Below are 16,136 nucleotides of genomic sequence, written 5' to 3'. Positions count from 1 at the left end.
CGACAGGACGGGGATCGTTTTGCCGGATCAGTATGCAAAAGAAACGCCTTCGGGTGAGAAAAGGCGCGGCGGCAGAGCTGGGCTTTTTGTCAGTCTGACCCGGCGCATCATGGCCGTCGCCCTGCTGGTGTTGATGGCGCTGCCCGTGCTTTCGGTCTCCGCAAGCGATGCGGCCGCCCAGGAGAAGAGCCTCAAGCTCTATTTCGTCCATACCGGCGAAAAAGCCGTCATCACCTTCAAGCGGAACGGCAAGTTCGACCCGAAGGGCCTCGCCCAGATCAACCAATTCCTGCGTGACTGGCGCCGCAACGAGCCGGCCCGGATGGATCCGCGGCTCTTCGATCTCGTCTGGGAAGTCTATCGCCGTTCCGGCGCCTCCGATTACATCCACGTGGTTTCCGCCTATCGTTCGCCGACCACCAACAACATGCTGCGCACCCGTTCGCGCACCACCGGTGTGGCCAAGAACAGCCAGCACATGCTCGGCAAAGCCATGGATTTCTACATTCCGGGCGTGAAGCTTTCGACGCTGCGCGGGCTCGCCATGCAGATGCAGGTCGGCGGCGTCGGCTATTACCCGACCTCGGGTTCGCCTTTCGTGCATCTCGATGTCGGCGGCGTGCGCGCCTGGCCGCGGATGACGCGCCAGGAACTGGTGCAGATCTTCCCGAACGGCAATACGATCCATCTTCCCGCCGACGGCAAGCCGCTTCCCGGCTACGAAACGGCGATGGCGGATTACAAGCGGCGTGTCGGCTCCGATTCGATCCAGATCGCCAGCACCGCCGGTGGCGGCATCCGCGGCGACTCGGAACGCAAGCGGCAGCCTAACCTTCTGGCATTCCTGTTCGGCGGCGGCGGTGCCGACGAGGAGGAGGACAACGTGGAAAGCGCGGCTCCGGCCGTGGCGCGGCGTGCGGCTCCGGCTGCAAAGCCTGCTGCGGACGACGAGGGCGAAGCTCCTGTCGCGGTTGCCTCGGCTTCGCCTCTGACAGGCCAGATGCAGAACCAGGTCCAGCCTCCGGCGCAGGCGCAGATGGTTTCAGCGCCCGTACCCCTTTCGCGCCCGGCCTTCCGCTCGGACAGCGGCGGGCTTGCCACTGCGCTCTATTCTCCGGCGCGCAACCCGGCCCAGGAAGCGTTGGCACTGCAGGCGTCCGCTCCGGTCCAGTCCGGCGGCGAGACTTTTGCCGATCTTTCTACCTACAATATTCCGGTTCCGACGCTGCTTGGGCCGCGTGGCTTCAAGGGTGATGCAGAAAGCGGCGTGATGACCGCGTCCGTCGGCCCGATGCAGCCGCCGGAGGATGTCGCGTCCGTTCCGCTTCCCAGTCAGCGGCCGAACATCGCCGCTGCCGCTCCCGCCGCAAGGGCAGAGGAACAGCAGGAGCTGACGCCGGCCCTCGTTGCAGCGCTTGCCCAGAGTGTCGAGCCGCGCCAGGCGGCGGTGCCTACGCCTGTTGCTCCGGCCCAGCCTGCTCCGGCAATGGCGGCGGCTCCAATGCCGGCCCAGAAGCCGGTTGAAACGGCGTCGGCTTCTCCGAAGGTCATTCATTCCAACAAGGGCGTGCAGTTCGGCGACGGTTTCGATGCGCCGCGCAGCCCGGTCTCGGCTTCGACAAGCGCGCTGCCGATCCCCGCCAAGGGCGGCCGTGCGGCCGCCTCTGCGCCGCAACCGGCAAATGGCGGGCTGACGGGCGACATGCTGGCGAAATGGGCTCTCAACAACAATCGCGCCGACGCGGCCGCCTCGATGAAGGCACCGCGCGTCGTCAGCCGGACCCTCAACAACGAATATTCGGCAGGCTATTCCGGCGGTGGCTTCAGGCCGGTTGCCGCCACGGTGGCGATCGACCCGAACCGGTTCAGCGGCCCGAACAACTGATCGTCGGGCTGATCGAAGACCATAAAAAACCCGCCGAAATGGCGGGTTTTTTCATGCTTTCTGCCTGGCCTGCGTGCCTGGGAAGAATCAGGCGGCGTCCTGGTCGGCAGGGGCCTCGATCATGCCGAGCGCCTGGAGATATGTATCGAGGATCAGATCCTCTTCCATGCGCTCCTGGTCGTCCTTCTTGCGCAGGGCGATGACCTTTTTCATGATCTTGGTGTCGTATCCCATGCCCTTGGCTTCGCCGTAGACATCCTTGATGTCGTCGGCGATGGTCTTCTTTTCTTCTTCCAGTCGTTCGATACGCTCGATAAATGCGCGAAGCTGGTCGCGGGCGACGCCATGAGCATCAGACATCGGGGCCTCCTGATCGTGTAGATTTCAATGAATGGTCGTCAACTGCCGAAAAGCCGCCGCGAGGTCAAGCCCAATCGGCAAATCGATCAGCCATGGGCCGGCTTGTTGACGTCGAATGCGGCTTTTTGTGCATCCGAGGCTTCCGCCTGGTGCAGATTTTTCCAATCCTCGTATGGCATGCCGTAGACGATCTCGCGGGATGCGTCCTTGCTCAGGTTGATGCCGGCATCGCCGGCGGCATCGCGATACCAGTTCGACAGGCAGTTGCGGCAGAAGCCGGCGAGGTTCATCAGGTCGATATTCTGCACGTCGGCGCGTTCACGCAGATGCTGAACGAGGCGGCGGAAGGCGGCGGCCTCGAATTCGGTCTGCTGTTCTTTCGTGAGTTCGCTCATGGGCCCACCTCCTGGTGTCGCGTCAGACCGGATAGGGGCCGGTGCGCGAGGGAAAGATCCTGTATTCATGCAATGTGGGGTCGGCGTTGAGCGTCTTGAAGACCGGCGCCAGTCTTTCCGCCCAGGCGGCGATGCCCGCCTCGTCGCCGATCAGGTCCTGGCGGACCTCGAGAAGCGCGTGCGGGGTTCCTGACACCATGCAGTGCCGGTACATCGTGTCGCCTTTAAGGGCCCCGTCATATGGCTCGTTGTCGCCGACGACGATGTCGCCGGGTTTGCCGAGCAGTTCCAGGAGCGGCGTCACGGCGCGATCGTCGCTGTCCCACAGCACGGCTGCGTGCCAGGGACGGGCGACACCTTTCCAGAAAGGCGTGAAGGAATGCAGCGACAGGACGAGCGGCGCGCGGCCCGACGCACCTGCCTTGGCAATCGTGCGCTCGACGGCGCGGTGATAGGGCCGGTGATAGGTGTCGAGGCGGAAATCCCACTCTTCCTGCGTGATCGGATGATTGCCGGGGATGATCGCCCCGTCGGAAATCTTCATGATCAGGGTCGGATCGTCCTCGCCGCGGTTCGGGTCGATCAGCAGGCGCGAGAAGCAGCCGAGCACCGCCGGCACGTTCAGCATCGCCGCCAGGTGGCGGGTGAGCCGCTCGATGCCGATGTCGAAGGCGATATGGCGGCGGAAGGCGCTCTCCGGTAGGCCGAGGCTGCCATAGGGCGCGGGCAGGCGGTTCATGGCATGGTCGGCGAGCAGCACCATGCCGCTGTCATAATCGCCTTCTATGATCTCGAAAGGAATGAAGTCCTGCATCGCCATCGGAAATGAAATGGTTTCGAAAGGTCGGTCGGAAGACGGGTGTTGATGGCATGGGGAAAGCCGAGACGCAAGCCGTGTTGGGGCGACGATCAGCTTGGATTGAGGGCATGAGACGGACTAATCGATTAGAGTTACGTTGACTTTCCGACTCCGCCGCGCGAAGAAAGTGCTTCACGAATAACCATGGAGTCCTGACGGAAACCGTGTCGAAAAAATCCCCCAATGCCACTCTTCGCTCCCTCGTTTCCGCTCCGGCGCTTGCCGCCATGGTCGCCTTCGGTGTTCCGCTTTTGGCGGCGACCGTCGCGCATGCGGATTTCCGTGTCTGCAACGCCACGCAGAACCTCGTCGGCGTGGCGATCGGCTATCGCGCCACGGAGGGCTGGACCACCGAAGGCTGGTGGCAGGTTCCGGCCTCCACCTGCGCGACGCTGATCGAGGGCGAACTGCAGTCGCGTTACTATTATCTTTACGCCGAGGACGCGGCCCGGGGCGGCCGCTGGACCGGCAATGTGAACATGTGCGTCGCGGAGAACGAGTTCAAAGTCGTCGGCGTCAATGACTGTTTTGCCCGTGGCTTCCAGCGCATGGGCTTCAAGGAATACGATACGGGCCGTCAGGGAAGCTGGATGGTCCAGCTTTCGGACACGCCTGGTACACAAGAAGGCCACAACTGATGAGGCGCAACCGCAAAGTAAAGATCCTCGCCACCCTCGGGCCGGCTTCGTCCGAAGAGGCGATGATCCAGAAGCTGCATGAAGCGGGGGCTGATCTCTTCCGCATCAACATGAGCCATGCGAGCCACGACCTGATGCGCACGCTGATCAAGCGCATCCGTTCCGTCGAGGCGCGCTGCGGCCGGCCGATCGGCATTCTCGCCGACCTTCAGGGCCCGAAGCTGCGCGTCGGCAAGTTTGCAGCCGGCAAGGTGACGCTCACTCCGGGGCAGACCTTCACGCTCGACAACCGCGACGAACCGGGCGACGAGACCCGCGTATTCCTGCCGCATCCGGAAATCCTGGAAGCGGTGAAAGTGGGCCACAGGCTGCTGATCGACGACGGCAAGCTGGCGCTGAAGGCCGAGAAGGCCGACGGCAAGAGCATCGTCTGCAAGGTCGTCGCCGGCACCAGCATTTCCGACCGCAAGGGCGTCAGCCTGCCCGATACGCTGCTCGGCGTCGGCGCGCTGACCGAAAAGGACCGGATCGACCTTGACGCGGTTCTCGCGACCGACGATGTCGACTGGGTGGCGCTTTCCTTCGTCCAGCGCCCCGACGACCTTGCCGAAGTGCGCAAGATCGCCCGCGGCCGCGTCGGCATCATGTCGAAGATCGAGAAGCCCCAGGCGCTCGAGCGCATCGACGAGATCATCGAGCTTTCCGATGCCGTGATGGTGGCGCGCGGCGATCTTGGCGTCGAAATGCCGATCGAAGCCGTCCCGGGAATCCAGAAGCAGCTGACGCGCTTGTGTCGGCGCGCCGGCAAGCCGGTCGTGGTCGCAACCCAGATGCTGGAATCGATGATCACCGCGCCGGTTCCGACCCGCGCCGAGGTGTCGGACGTGTCGATCGCCGTTTTCGAAGGTGCCGATGCGATCATGCTCTCGGCCGAATCGGCCTCCGGCCAGTATCCGGTCGAGGCGGTGTCGATGATGGCGTCGATCGCCAGCACGGTCGAGCAGGATCCGCTTTATCCTAGCATCATCTATGCCCAGCGCGCGACGCCCGAGGCGACCGGTGCGGACGCCATCTCGCTAGCCGCCCGCCAGATCGCAGAAACCCTGAAACTGTCCGCCATCGTCACCTATACCTCGTCGGGTACGACGGGCCTGCGCGCATCCCGCGAACGTCCGGAGGTGCCGATCATCGCGCTGTCGCCGATCGTCCAGACGGCGCGCCGGCTTTCGCTCGGCTGGGGCATGCATTGCGTCGTCACCCATGACGCGACCGACCTCGACGACATGGTCAACCGCGCCTGCCGCATCGTCGTCTCGGAAGGCTTCGGCAAGCCCGGCGACCGGATCATCATCTCGGCCGGCGTTCCGCTCGGCACGCCCGGCGCCACCAACATGCTGCGCATCGCCTATATCGGCTCGGACGGCCAGAGCGGCATCTGAGGCGCCCCCCGACCGAGAACCGCCGGAGCGATCCGGCGGTTGACTGAAATCCAAGTCTGATCTCGAACCGCCTGCAACGCAGACGTTGCAGGCGGTGTTTCTTGCCAGTTAGGCGAGCCGCCGTTCAAGATACTGCCTGATCCGTCGGGGACAGCGAATGCTGCGACTCGATGCTAAATTCAGCTAAACCATCATCAGAGCCATCAAGAAATGACCGCCTCGCCTCCATTTCTCGGCTTTTCCGATCGCCTCTCCGACAGCCGGATACCCTGTGCGGTGATTTACGGAGCCGGTCACGGCAGCACCTATCCCGGGAAGGACAGCAGCGGCCATGCTTTGGCCGCCGACGCCATCCGCGCTGCGAGCCAGGATGACGTCGCGCTCGTCGAGCACTGGGATTTCGATCTTGGCGGTCCGCTGTTCGACGGCAAACCGGTCTCATGCATCGACGCCGGCGACATCCCGACCAGCCTGCATGATAATACCGGTAACCGGGCTCGGATAGCGGCGAAGATACGCGAGGTCCTGGCATTTCCGGCTGTACCGATCTTGCTCGGCGGCGACTGTTCCGTGACCATTCCGTTCCTCGCCGGCTTTGCGGACCGCGGGCCGGTCTGGATCCTGCAGATCGACGCCCATATCGACTGGCGCGACGAGGTGAATGGTGAGCGCCACGGCTATTCGAGCCCGATGCGCCGGGCGAGCGAGATGCCGCATGTTGCTGGCATCGTGCAGGTCGGCCTCCGTAGTGTCGGTAGCGCGCGCCTCACCGACATCGAAGCGGCGCGACACTATGGCAGCCGCTTCGTGACCGCCCGCGAGGTTCACTCACAGGGCGTCGAGGCCGCTCTACAGCATATCCCGGAAGGAGCGCGAGTCGTCGTTACCCTCGATTGCGACGGCCTCGATCCCGGCATTATGCCCGGCGTGGCGGGGCGTACGCCCGGAGGCCTCACCTACACGCAGGTGATCGACCTGATCGCGGGCCTCGGCAGGCGGGCCAGGATCGCAGGATTCGACCTTGTCGAACTCTATCCTCCCGCCGACATTGACGGCTTGTCGGCCCTGACCGCCGCGCGCCTCCTCGTCAATGCGATCGGCACCATCGTTCGGCAGGGTTGAATCGGCCCACGCTCGCCCTTCAGGCACTTCTATTTCTTAGTCGCGGCCGCCCGACAATATCGTCAGACGGTGATGCTGACGGTCGGCATGGCGGAGATCGTGCCGGTCAGGGCGTTGACGGAAGCATCGAGGCTTCCGGTGCCCGGCACCGTGGCTGTGCTGTTCTGTTCGCGCAGCCTGCGGGCGGCCTCTTCCAGCAGCGCCTTGATTTGGCGGGCGACGGTGCTGAATTCCATCGCGGTCTTGATGTCGTCGAGGGACAGTTTTGGCGTCTCCCGCGGCGTTTCGTCCATCTCGTCGAGATAGGCCTGTTCTGCATAGGAGACCGGCTTTTCATCCTCCGTCGCCTCGTCGCCGGTAGTATCTGCGGCCGCGGCCTGCTCGCTTGTATCCAGGATCGGATCGGCCGTCTCGGCAACGGGCGGAGCATTGGTCGGGGCGGTGGGTATGGCGCCACTGCCGCTCCCGGCCAGGGCCTCGGTGAATTCGCGGGCGGCGCCGGCAACGATGACGCCGAGCTGGGCCGCCTGCTTGGCGATCACTTGCGGATCGAACCCCCAGCGGCGCATGAACTCGAGCTGCTGCTTGGCATCATCGAGCTTCTGCTTGGCACGCGCTTTTGCCTGTTCTTCCGCCTCGTCGCTCGCCTTCTTCAGCGAGGTAAGGCTATGGACGAGGCGATCGTAGAGCTCGTCCTTGGGGCTGGATGGACCGGGCGACGCGGCTGTTGCGGCATCCGTCGGGGCCGACGCTCCATCCTGCTTCGCGGGCCGCGCCGGGTAATCACTGCCAATGCTGCCGATCTGCATCTCGTCTCTCCGATTCCGTGTGGCCGGAGGTTGAGGCGGTCAGCTTGCTTCGGGCTGGCGTCGTCCGAGCAAGGCTCAGGTTTTCTCGATCGAGAGATCCATCTCGGGAGCCGAGTCTTCCGCTGCCGGCGCGATGCGCGCTTCCGCGATGTGGGCGGCGGCCTTCAGGTCGCGGGGGAGGCCCGCGAGTTTTTCGATTGCCGCGATCACCACATCGATCGCCAGATAATCCGGCTTGTGGCCGAGATTGCGGATGGAGACGAGTTCGGACCCGGTGATGTCGCGGGCAAGGCCGCGCGAATGGATCTCCTCCGCGACGATCGCATCGCTGTCGCCGGTGATGATCACCGTCGGCGCAGTGATCTCCGTATATCGCGGCGCAACGCGCGTCACGTAACCGTTGAGATTGGCGACGTCGATCGCGTTGCTGCGGAACACTTTCGGGCGCAGGACCAGATACGGCGCGCCGTCGCGAAGATAGGTCTCGGGGCAGGGGTTGGGGTGGAAGACGGAGCGCGTGGCGGCCTTCATTATCACGAGGCCGACCGGCAGGGCGAGAAGATGGCTGAACAGCCGGCCGATGACCGGGCGGGCGGTGAGATTGTAGTACCAGTCGATCCGGCCGGGCCAGGGATGGGTGGCTGGCGCCAGAAACAGCAGGCCGTCGGTCTTTTCCGGATGGTTGAGACCGAAGCTCGCGGCGATCGCGCCACCGAAGGAATGGCCTGATATGATCGCCCTGTCGATGCCGCGCTTTTCCATCAGCCTTGCGATCGCCGCTGCCTGGCCGTCCGGGAAGTCGTTTTCAGGCCCGCCGCGCTCGGAGTACCCGTGGCCCGGCCGGTCGACGAAGAGCATTTCGGCGCGGCCTTCGAGCGCCCGGCGGAAGGCCGCTTCCTGGTCGCGGAAATTGCCGCTGGCGCCGTGGATGAAGACGATCGCCGGCAGGTCGGCGCCGGCCGGTTTCGGCACATGCAGTGAGTTCATGGAGAAGCCGCCGACATCGATCAGCTCCCCGGTATTCGGGAACGCGGTTTCGATCGCCTTGGCCTTCCAGGCGGTGAAGCAAAACGCGGCGGCGACAATGCCGGCGATGGCAAGGGGCAAGATCATCATGAATGGGCTGCCGAAAGGCTCAGGTCCGGTTGCCGGCGAGCTTTTCGGAAAGTTTGGTGACGGCTTCCTGGGCGTCGCGGTCGGCGGGGTAGACGGCGAGATAGTCCTGCCACGCCTTCAGCGCCAGATCGTCCTTGCCGGCCTCGCTGAGGATGCCGGCCATGCCGGCCAGCGCTCCAAAATGGCGCGGCTCGCGCTTCAGCACTTCGGCGATGTCGGCCATGGATTTGCGGGGGTTGCCCATCGTGTAATGCAGCGTTGCGCGGCGGTTCCAGCCTTCGGCAAAGGCGGGATCGAGCACGGTCACCTGATCCAGGAAATCGAGTGCCGCGGCATTGCGCTTTTCCTTGATGGCGGTCGCAGACCACTGCATCAGCAGGTTTACGGTGGCGCTGCCCGAATCATTCAGGTCAGCGATGATCTGGCTGGCGATGCCGCGTGCCTTTTCCGGATTGCGTTCGCGCTTCAGGGCATCGAACAAAGGATCGACGGGCTTGCCCGGTTTCTGGGCGACGGCGGGAATGACCGGGGCGGCCGCAGGTGGTGCGGCAGGCGGCTTGGGGGCCGCTGTCTGGGCCAGAGCTGACGAAGCGGCGAGGCTCGCGGCGAGAATCAGGGTGCTGAAACGAAAATAGCGCATGCGGATAAGGTAATCCGCCTGCGCCGAAGGTCAAACCCGATTTGTCGTGTTATCGACAATTTGATCGGCTGCGGTCGAGACCGAAGCCGATTGCCTGTATCAGCCCTGACGAGCCTTGAAGCGCGGGTTCTGCTTGTTGATGATGTAAACGCGGCCCTTGCGGCGAACCAGACGGTTATCGCGGTGACGAGCCTTCAGCGCCTTAAGCGAGTTCTTGATCTTCATTTTCCTGGTCCAGCAGTCTGTGGGCGTGAAGCCGCATGTCTATCAATCAAAAGCGCGCCGCCTGTTTCTTTGAGGGGCACGCTCTCAGTTGGGCGTGCAGATAACCCGAGCCAATCTGCGTGTCAACCTTGTGACGGCGTTTTCAGGCCGTTCAATTCGGTCACATGGCCCATTTTCCGGCCCGGTCGGGATTCCGTCTTGCCATAGAGGTGGACGAGGACGTCTTTCTTCTGAAGCCAGGCCGGCACGTCCAGAATATCGTCGCCGATCAGGTTGGTCATCACGCAGGCGGAATGGCGATGCGGGTTGCCGAGCGACAGTCCGGTGACTGCGCGGATATGCTGTTCGAACTGCGAAACGACGCAGGCGGCCTCCGTCCAGTGGCCGGAATTGTGGACGCGGGGGGCGATTTCGTTGGCGATCAGCGTGCCGTCAGCCATCACGAAGAATTCCATGCCGATGACGCCGACATAATCGAGCGCCGCGAGCAGCTTCTCGGCCGATTCGCGGGCAGTCTTCGCCGTCGCCGCAGAGATCCTGGCGGGCAGGGTGGATGTGTGGAGAATGCCGTTCCTGTGGACGTTCTCGGCCGGATCGTAGCAGGCGGTGGTGCCGTCCTTGGCGCGGGCGCCGATGATCGACACCTCCCGTTCGAAGGGCACGAAGCTTTCGAGAATCAGCGGCACGCCACCGAGCGCGTCATAGGCGCCCTCGGGTTTGTCCTCGGCGGAGCGGAAGACACGCTGGCCCTTGCCGTCATAACCCATCCGGCGGGTCTTCAGGACGCCTTGGCCGCCGAAATCGGCGAGCGCCTTTTCGAGGTCGGACTGGCTATCGACGGCATGGAATTTGGCGGTCTCGATGCCGCAGGAATTCAGGAAGCGCTTTTCGGTCAGCCGGTCCTGCGACATGTCGAGGGCCTTGGCCGGGGGATGGACCGGGACCGAGCGCTGCAGCGTTTCGGCGGCGGCGACCGGCACGTTCTCGAATTCGTAGGTGACGACGTCGCAGCGGCTGGCGAGTTCGGCAAGCGCTGCCGGATCGTCATAGGCGGCGGTGATCTGGGCGTTGGCGACCTGGGCTGCCGGGCAGTCGGCCTGCGGTTCGAGCACGATCGTGCGGAAGTTCAGCCGGGCTGCGGCCATGGCCAGCATGCGGCCGAGCTGGCCGCCGCCGATGATGCCGATCGTGTGGACAGTCATGGAGCCTCGTCGATTGGGTAGTCCGCAACGGCGGCGCTCTGGCGGGCGCGCCATTCGTCGAGCCGGTCGGCGATCTCGTCGTCGTTGAGGGCGAGAACGGCAGCCGCCAGCAGCGCGGCGTTGATGGCGCCGGCCCGGCCGATCGCGAGCGTGCCGACCGGAATGCCGGCCGGCATCTGGACGATCGACAGCAGGCTGTCCTGGCCGGACAGCGCCTTCGACTGAACCGGCACGCCGAAAACCGGAAGCGGCGTCATGGCGGCGGTCATGCCGGGCAGGTGGGCCGCACCGCCGGCGCCGGCGATGATGACCTGGAAACCTTCGGCACGGGCGCCCTTGGCGAACTGCATCATCCGCTCCGGCGTGCGATGTGCCGATATGATACGGGCCTCGTAGCCGATATCGAGTGCCTCCAGCGTGTCGGCGGCGTTCTTCATGGTCTCCCAGTCGGACTGGCTGCCCATGATGATGGCGACGGCAGGTCTTTCAGACATGGCGGGACCCTTACGCGATGATGTCCGGAACAATCTGGTCTTCGAGCTGAGTCATCTTGTCTTTCAGCGACAGTTTCTTCTTCTTCATGCGCTGCACGCGAAGAGCGTCGCAGCCGACCTGGATCATGGCATTGATGGCGGCGTCGTAATCCTCGTGTTCCTGTCGAAGTTTCGCAAGCACCAGCCGGACATCCGCCTGTTCCTGATCTGCCATATTCCAGTCCCCATTCTCACGCCCGGCATTTCAGCGGTCGCCGGCATTCTCCGCAAGCCTCTACCACCAAACCGCGTTAACGGGAAGTTAGACAAGGTCACGAATTTGCCCACTTCAAACCATGATTTCACCTTCGACAAAGCCGGCCGATCGTGTCACACTTCCTTCGTAAACCTGAAGCCTCGGCATTAGGGAATGCCGTGGTAGGTGACTAAGGAAGGAACATGCCACATGACCGTCCAGGCTCATATCGCATCGCTTGAAAAGAAGCACGGTGCTTTGGAGGAGGAGCTCCAGACCGTTCTAGCGTCCCCCTCCGCCGACGACCGTGAAATAGCCGAACTCAAGCGGCGCAAGCTGCGCATCAAGGACCAAATGCAGCGCCTAAAATCATCTACGCGTCATTAGTTCCTCAGTAGGAGAACCCGCCGCTCGCCCGGTTTTTCATCAGTCAGAGGCGAATAATAAAAGCGGCAAAACAATAATCCAGAAATAACAATGACAAGGTTCTGGTCGTGGTGAAGGGAGCCATAATTCCCGCGGTTTAAAAGCCGGTCGTCACGACCAGAACTGATCCAGCCACAGGTTAAGCCTGTCGAAGCCCTTGCTGTTGACGGAATAGATGCGCCGCGTGCCTGCCGCCGTCACATTCACCAGATTGCTGTCCAGAAGAGCCTTCAGATGCTGCGACACCGCGGGCCGGCTGATCGGCAGGCCTTGCGCAAGTTCGTTTACGGTTCTCGGGGCGCGCCGCAATTCCTCCAGCAGATACCGCCGGTTCGGATCAGCTATGGCTGCAAAGGGGTCAACGGTTGTCATGCGTTGAACTTACGGTAAACGCTCGGTAACGGCAAGATTTATTGTGCATCGCAACAATGTTGCTCGCCTTATTTTGCGTTGCTTTTTTAGCTGCTCCGCGTTTGCTTTGCCGGGTCAGAACGGCAGGCCGTCCCACAGCAGTTTCAATCCCGCGCAGAATGCCAGACCGTAAGTCATCGGATAGAAGGTTTCCGCCTTCAGGTGCTTGACGATGGCCGCGCCGATCATGGTCGCGATCAGAGCCACCGGCAGCAGGGTCGCGGATATGGTGAGGTTTTCCGCGTCGAGTGCGCCGAGGAAGAAATAAGGGATGACCTTGACCGCATTGACGATCGCGAAGAAGCGGATGCTGGCGCCGGTATAGGCTTTCGGGTCGAGCCGCATCGGCAGGACGTAGATCTGGAACGGCGGCCCGCCTGCATGGGCGACGAAGCTCGCGTAACCGGACAAGGCGCCCCAGAAGGTGGCAGCGCCCGGGCGGTGCGGCAGGGGAGCCCTCGGCCGGTTGGATCGAGGGCCGTAGACCTGCCAGAAATAGCGCACTGTAAACAGGATCGTCGCGGCCGCGATGACGAGGCGCAGGGCATTGTCCGAGACATAGGCCGAGGTCGCCCAGCCGAGCGCGATGCCGATAATGCCGCCGGGCAGGATCATCAGGAGTGTCTTGCGGTCGTTGAAGTTCCGCCAGGACCATAGCGCGACGATGTCCATGACGATCAGGATCGGCAGGAAGATCGCCGCCGCCTTGACCGGGTCCACGGCGAGCGACATCAGCGGCACGCCGAGCAGCCCGATGGCGCCGCCGATGCCTCCTTTCGAGAGGCCGACAAGCAGAACGGCGGGGATGGCGAAGGTGAAGAACGCGAGGCTAAGCGTATCGGGCATGAAGACTCGAGGGGCAGCAAGGGAATGGTTGATCCGGCAGTCTGTCCGGTCTATCGAATTTGCGGACAGAAAACGAGTGCGGATTTGATAAGCCGATCCGCCAAACGGGAAGAAACATGACCAGACAGAAAGAGCGCTGCCGCCTCGTGCTGATCGTGCCGCAATATGACGATGCCGATCAGCAGGCCAAGGACCTCGAAGCAGCGCTTGCCGGGGGCGACGTCGCCTCGGTGATCCTGCCGCAATACGGCCTTGACGACCAGGCGTTCCAGAAGCGTGCGGAAGCGCTGGTCGACCTGATCCAGGCGGCGGGTGCCGCGGCGCTGATCTGTGGAGACAGCCGGGTGGCCGGGCGCATCAAGGCGGATGGCCTGCATCTTGGCGGAGACCTCACCGAGCTGGGGGAGGCGATCGAGAAATTCGTGCCGAAGATGATCGTCGGCACCGGTGGGGCGGCCGACCGGCATCAGGCGCTGGCGATCGGCGAACATCGCCCCGACTATATCTTCTTCGGCAAGCTCGACGGCGACATCAAGCCCGAAGCCCATCCGAAAAACCTCGCACTTGCCGAATGGTGGGCCTCGATGATCGAGATCCCCTGCATCGTCATGGGCGGCACCGATACTTCCTCGGCGCTTGCCGTCGCGGAGACCGGCGCGGAATTCGTGGCACTCAGGGAAGCGGTATTTTCCAACCCCCAGAGCCCCGGCGCCGCGGTCGCCGAAGTCAACGCAATTCTGGACGAAAAAGCGCCACGGTTTGAGGCTTGATGGAGCCCATGCCGTCGAACCGCCTTTCCCGCGTGATTCTGAAAGGGCTGCTGGCGACGCTCATCGCTTCGGCGGCAATGCCTTGCCTTGCGCTGGCGCAGGCGAATTCCAGGGCTGTGACCCGGCCGGTGGAGCCCAATTTCCAGCCGATGAAAAAGGGGCGGGTCGAGATCCAGCCGGTTCCCGGTTCTGCGCGGGGAACCAAGGAGCCGGATGGCCAGCCGAGCGGGATCGTTCCCTCGGGCGGCGTCGAACTCTACCAGCGGATGGGGGCAGCCCTGCCGCCCGCGCCGCCTGAAAAGGCCTATGCCGGTGCCGTGGACGATGCCTATGGGGCCTACCAGCGCGGAATGTATGTGACGGCGCTCGACAAGGCGCTGACCCGTGCCGGGGCCGGCGATGCGGCGGCCCAAACGCTGGTCGCGGAAATGATGACCAAGGGGCTTGGCATCAAGCGGGATGCGAAGACGGCGGCATATTGGTATCAGAAGGCGGCGGAAGGCGGGGACCCGGCGGCCATGTTCCAATATGCGCTGCTGTTGATGACCGGGCGCGATGTTCCCCGCGACAAGTCAAAAGCCGACGATCTGATGCGCAGGGCCGCCGAAGCCGGCAATGCTTCGGCGCAATTCAACTGGGCGCAGATCCTGGTTTCCGAAAATCCGGGCGACAAGGGCCTGCATCGGGCGCTGCCCTTCTACGAAAAATCCGCAAGGCAAGGCGTCGCCGATAGCCAATATGCGGTGGCGCAGGTCTATGTGACGCTGAAGGACCTTCCGGCTGAAAAGAAGGCGCGGGCCCGCGAATGGCTGGAGCGCGCCGCAACGGCCGGTTTCGACACCGCGCAGCTCGACATGGGCCTCTGGCTGGTCAACGGCGTCGCGGGAGACCGCGATTACGAAAAAGGCTTCGAATGGCTGCGGATCGCCGCCCATCGCGGCAATGTGGTTGCCCAGAACAAGCTCGCGCATCTCTATGTCAACGCGCTCGGCACTCGGCCCAACCCGGTGGAGGCGGCAAAATGGTACGTGCTGTCACGCCGCGCCGGGCTGCAGGACCCGGAGCTCGAGGACTTCTATCTCGGGATCAATGAGGATCAGCAGCGTCAGGCAATCGACGCGGCAAACAAATTTAGACGTGGGTGAGGCCCGGTCCGGCGAAGCCGGAGCAATCGATCCAGTGAATCGATTGCAGGGCCGGACGCGCTGAGCCAAAGCGAAGCGCCGGGGGAGGGGCGGCAATCTGGTTTCGTCGCTCACACATCCGAGACCTCGAACACCAGTTTTGCAGACGCGGCCAGCGGCGGCAATGCCCGCATTCCCGCAGACGGCTTGAATTTCACGCTGTTTTATGGTCTTGAAGCCGCCAATCAAAAAATCGCCTATAAAACGCCGTCCCGTCCAGACGACAAGTCGGGACAACCCCAAGGATTTCCCGCATGGCCCGCTCCGCCCTTCTCAACGTCATGGTTCAGGCTGCCCTCAAGGCAGGCAAGTCGCTCTCCAGAGATTTCGGCGAGGTGCAGAACCTGCAGGTTTCGGTGAAGGGCCCGAGCGATTTCGTGTCCCAGGCGGATCTGAAGGCGGAAAAGATCGTCCGCGACGAGCTGCTGAAATCGCGTCCGACCTACGGTTTTCTCGGCGAGGAGAGCGAGGAGCTGAAAGGCACCGACGGCGCGCATCGCTGGATCGTCGATCCGCTCGACGGGACCACCAACTTCCTGCACGGCATTCCGCAGTTCGCAGTCTCCATTGCGCTCGAGCGCAACGGGGAAGTGGTTGCCGGCGTCGTGTTCAATCCTGCGACCGACGAGCTGTTCACCGCCGAAAAGGGCGGCGGCGCCTTCATGAACGACCGCCGCATCCGCGTCGCTGCCCGCCGGGTGCTGTCCGACTGCGTGATCGGCTGCGGCATGCCGCATCTCGGCCGCGGCAATCACGGCAAGTTCCTCGTCGAACTGCGCCACGTGATGGGCGAAGTCGCCGGCATGCGCCGCTTCGGTGCGGCCGCCCTCGACCTTGCCTATGTGGCTGCCGGCCGTCTCGACGGCTTCTGGGAAACCGATCTTTCGCCCTGGGACATGGCCGCCGGGCTGATCCTCATCCGCGAGGCGGGCGGGTTCGTCTCCGACATGAAGGGCGCCACCGATATCTTCGGCAGCGGCAATGTCGTGGCCGGCAACGAACTTATCCAGAAGGCGCTGGTCGAGGTCGTCAATCGGCCCGTTCCGACCCGCTGAGGCATTTTTGCGCCACCGCCCGGCT

Annotated in this window: 20 protein-coding genes; 8 read left to right on the top strand and 12 right to left on the bottom strand. The window is 63.5% G+C overall.

The genetic code is table 11. The features are described 5' to 3' along the window. Window positions 1-109: 109 nt before the first annotated feature. Entirely contained in the window at window positions 110-1,885 is a 1,776-nt protein-coding gene (locus tag LZK81_RS16390) for a DUF882 domain-containing protein (RefSeq protein ID WP_233953935.1), read from the top strand. A gap of 87 nt (window positions 1,886-1,972) precedes the next feature. Here LZK81_RS16390 and LZK81_RS16385 read toward each other — a convergent pair whose 3' ends face one another. The 3 genes from LZK81_RS16385 to LZK81_RS16375 form a co-directional block, all read right to left on the bottom strand. Further along, window positions 1,973-2,245, bottom strand: coding sequence for a DUF2312 domain-containing protein (locus LZK81_RS16385; protein WP_007752220.1), 273 nt, complete (start codon window positions 2,243-2,245; stop codon window positions 1,973-1,975). Between the two features lie 86 nt (window positions 2,246-2,331). Beyond that, on the bottom strand, window positions 2,332-2,640 hold the full coding sequence (locus tag LZK81_RS16380) for a DUF1244 domain-containing protein (protein WP_046607872.1): 309 nt from the start codon (window positions 2,638-2,640) through the stop codon (window positions 2,332-2,334). Between the two features lie 22 nt (window positions 2,641-2,662). Further along, window positions 2,663-3,454, bottom strand: coding sequence for an N-formylglutamate amidohydrolase (locus LZK81_RS16375; RefSeq protein WP_233953934.1), 792 nt, complete (start codon window positions 3,452-3,454; stop codon window positions 2,663-2,665). 272 nt (window positions 3,455-3,726) lie between these two features. Between LZK81_RS16375 and LZK81_RS16370 the strand changes: the two genes are divergently transcribed. The 3 genes from LZK81_RS16370 to LZK81_RS16360 all read left to right on the top strand — a co-directional run bounded on the left by LZK81_RS16370 (window position 3,727) and on the right by LZK81_RS16360 (window position 6,698). Next, a complete protein-coding gene (locus LZK81_RS16370; RefSeq protein ID WP_152564222.1) occupies window positions 3,727-4,137 on the top strand; it encodes a DUF1036 domain-containing protein in 411 nt (136 codons plus the stop codon). After that, complete coding sequence (gene pyk, locus LZK81_RS16365; protein ID WP_046607870.1) at window positions 4,137-5,576, top strand: pyruvate kinase; 1,440 nt, start codon at window positions 4,137-4,139, stop codon at window positions 5,574-5,576. The genes LZK81_RS16370 and pyk overlap by 1 nt, the downstream gene beginning before the upstream one ends. 210 nt (window positions 5,577-5,786) lie before the next feature. Then, the gene (locus LZK81_RS16360; RefSeq protein ID WP_233953933.1) at window positions 5,787-6,698 is read left to right on the top strand and encodes an agmatinase; all 912 of its coding nucleotides are present in this window, start codon (window positions 5,787-5,789) and stop codon (window positions 6,696-6,698) included. Between the two features lie 62 nt (window positions 6,699-6,760). Here LZK81_RS16360 and LZK81_RS16355 read toward each other — a convergent pair whose 3' ends face one another. From LZK81_RS16355 to LZK81_RS16325, 7 genes are all read right to left on the bottom strand, one after another. Continuing rightward, window positions 6,761-7,507 (bottom strand): hypothetical protein, encoded by a 747-nt coding sequence (locus LZK81_RS16355; RefSeq protein WP_233953932.1) that lies wholly within the window; start codon window positions 7,505-7,507, stop codon window positions 6,761-6,763. 75 nt (window positions 7,508-7,582) lie between these two features. Next, window positions 7,583-8,623, bottom strand: a complete 1,041-nt coding sequence (locus LZK81_RS16350; RefSeq protein WP_233953931.1) for an alpha/beta fold hydrolase — start codon at window positions 8,621-8,623, stop codon at window positions 7,583-7,585. Window positions 8,624-8,642: 19 nt separating this feature from the next. Beyond that, window positions 8,643-9,263: a hypothetical protein gene (locus tag LZK81_RS16345; RefSeq protein WP_046610139.1), complete on the bottom strand. Its 621-nt coding sequence runs from the start codon at window positions 9,261-9,263 to the stop codon at window positions 8,643-8,645. A gap of 99 nt (window positions 9,264-9,362) precedes the next feature. After that, complete coding sequence (ykgO, locus tag LZK81_RS16340) at window positions 9,363-9,488, bottom strand: type B 50S ribosomal protein L36 (protein WP_003497670.1); 126 nt, start codon at window positions 9,486-9,488, stop codon at window positions 9,363-9,365. Window positions 9,489-9,610: 122 nt separating this feature from the next. Next, on the bottom strand, window positions 9,611-10,690 hold the full coding sequence (locus tag LZK81_RS16335) for a 5-(carboxyamino)imidazole ribonucleotide synthase (protein WP_233953930.1): 1,080 nt from the start codon (window positions 10,688-10,690) through the stop codon (window positions 9,611-9,613). Then, a complete protein-coding gene (purE, locus tag LZK81_RS16330; RefSeq protein ID WP_007757842.1) occupies window positions 10,687-11,184 on the bottom strand; it encodes a 5-(carboxyamino)imidazole ribonucleotide mutase in 498 nt (165 codons plus the stop codon). The genes LZK81_RS16335 and purE overlap by 4 nt, the downstream gene beginning before the upstream one ends. Window positions 11,185-11,194: 10 nt before the next feature. Then, the gene (locus LZK81_RS16325) at window positions 11,195-11,398 is read right to left on the bottom strand and encodes a YdcH family protein (RefSeq protein WP_037077103.1); all 204 of its coding nucleotides are present in this window, start codon (window positions 11,396-11,398) and stop codon (window positions 11,195-11,197) included. A 231-nt stretch (window positions 11,399-11,629) separates the two neighbouring features. On the opposite strand from LZK81_RS16325, the gene LZK81_RS16320 reads away from it, so the two are divergent. Then, window positions 11,630-11,806, top strand: coding sequence for a YdcH family protein (locus LZK81_RS16320; protein ID WP_046607865.1), 177 nt, complete (start codon window positions 11,630-11,632; stop codon window positions 11,804-11,806). Window positions 11,807-11,956: 150 nt separating this feature from the next. Here LZK81_RS16320 and LZK81_RS16315 read toward each other — a convergent pair whose 3' ends face one another. Beyond that, window positions 11,957-12,217: an ArsR/SmtB family transcription factor gene (locus tag LZK81_RS16315; protein WP_046607864.1), complete on the bottom strand. Its 261-nt coding sequence runs from the start codon at window positions 12,215-12,217 to the stop codon at window positions 11,957-11,959. A gap of 114 nt (window positions 12,218-12,331) precedes the next feature. Next, window positions 12,332-13,102, bottom strand: coding sequence for a sulfite exporter TauE/SafE family protein (locus tag LZK81_RS16310; protein ID WP_233953929.1), 771 nt, complete (start codon window positions 13,100-13,102; stop codon window positions 12,332-12,334). A gap of 116 nt (window positions 13,103-13,218) precedes the next feature. Between LZK81_RS16310 and LZK81_RS16305 the strand changes: the two genes are divergently transcribed. The 3 genes from LZK81_RS16305 (at window position 13,219) to LZK81_RS16295 (ending at window position 16,111) form a co-directional block, all read left to right on the top strand. Then, window positions 13,219-13,872 carry a thiamine phosphate synthase gene (locus LZK81_RS16305; RefSeq protein WP_233953928.1) on the top strand — a complete coding sequence of 218 codons (654 nt, stop codon included), beginning with the start codon at window positions 13,219-13,221 and terminating at the stop codon, window positions 13,870-13,872. After that, entirely contained in the window at window positions 13,872-15,017 is a 1,146-nt protein-coding gene (locus LZK81_RS16300; protein WP_418936505.1) for a tetratricopeptide repeat protein, read from the top strand. Before LZK81_RS16305 ends, LZK81_RS16300 begins: the two co-directional genes overlap by 1 nt. A 293-nt stretch (window positions 15,018-15,310) precedes the next feature. Next, on the top strand, window positions 15,311-16,111 hold the full coding sequence (locus tag LZK81_RS16295; RefSeq protein ID WP_037077091.1) for an inositol monophosphatase family protein: 801 nt from the start codon (window positions 15,311-15,313) through the stop codon (window positions 16,109-16,111). The last annotated feature ends 25 nt before the right edge of the window (window positions 16,112-16,136 follow it).

The organism is Neorhizobium galegae (genome assembly GCF_021391675.1).
Lineage (GTDB): Bacteria > Pseudomonadota > Alphaproteobacteria > Rhizobiales > Rhizobiaceae > Neorhizobium > Neorhizobium galegae_B.
This window is presented reverse-complemented; position numbering and strand designations above follow the sequence as displayed.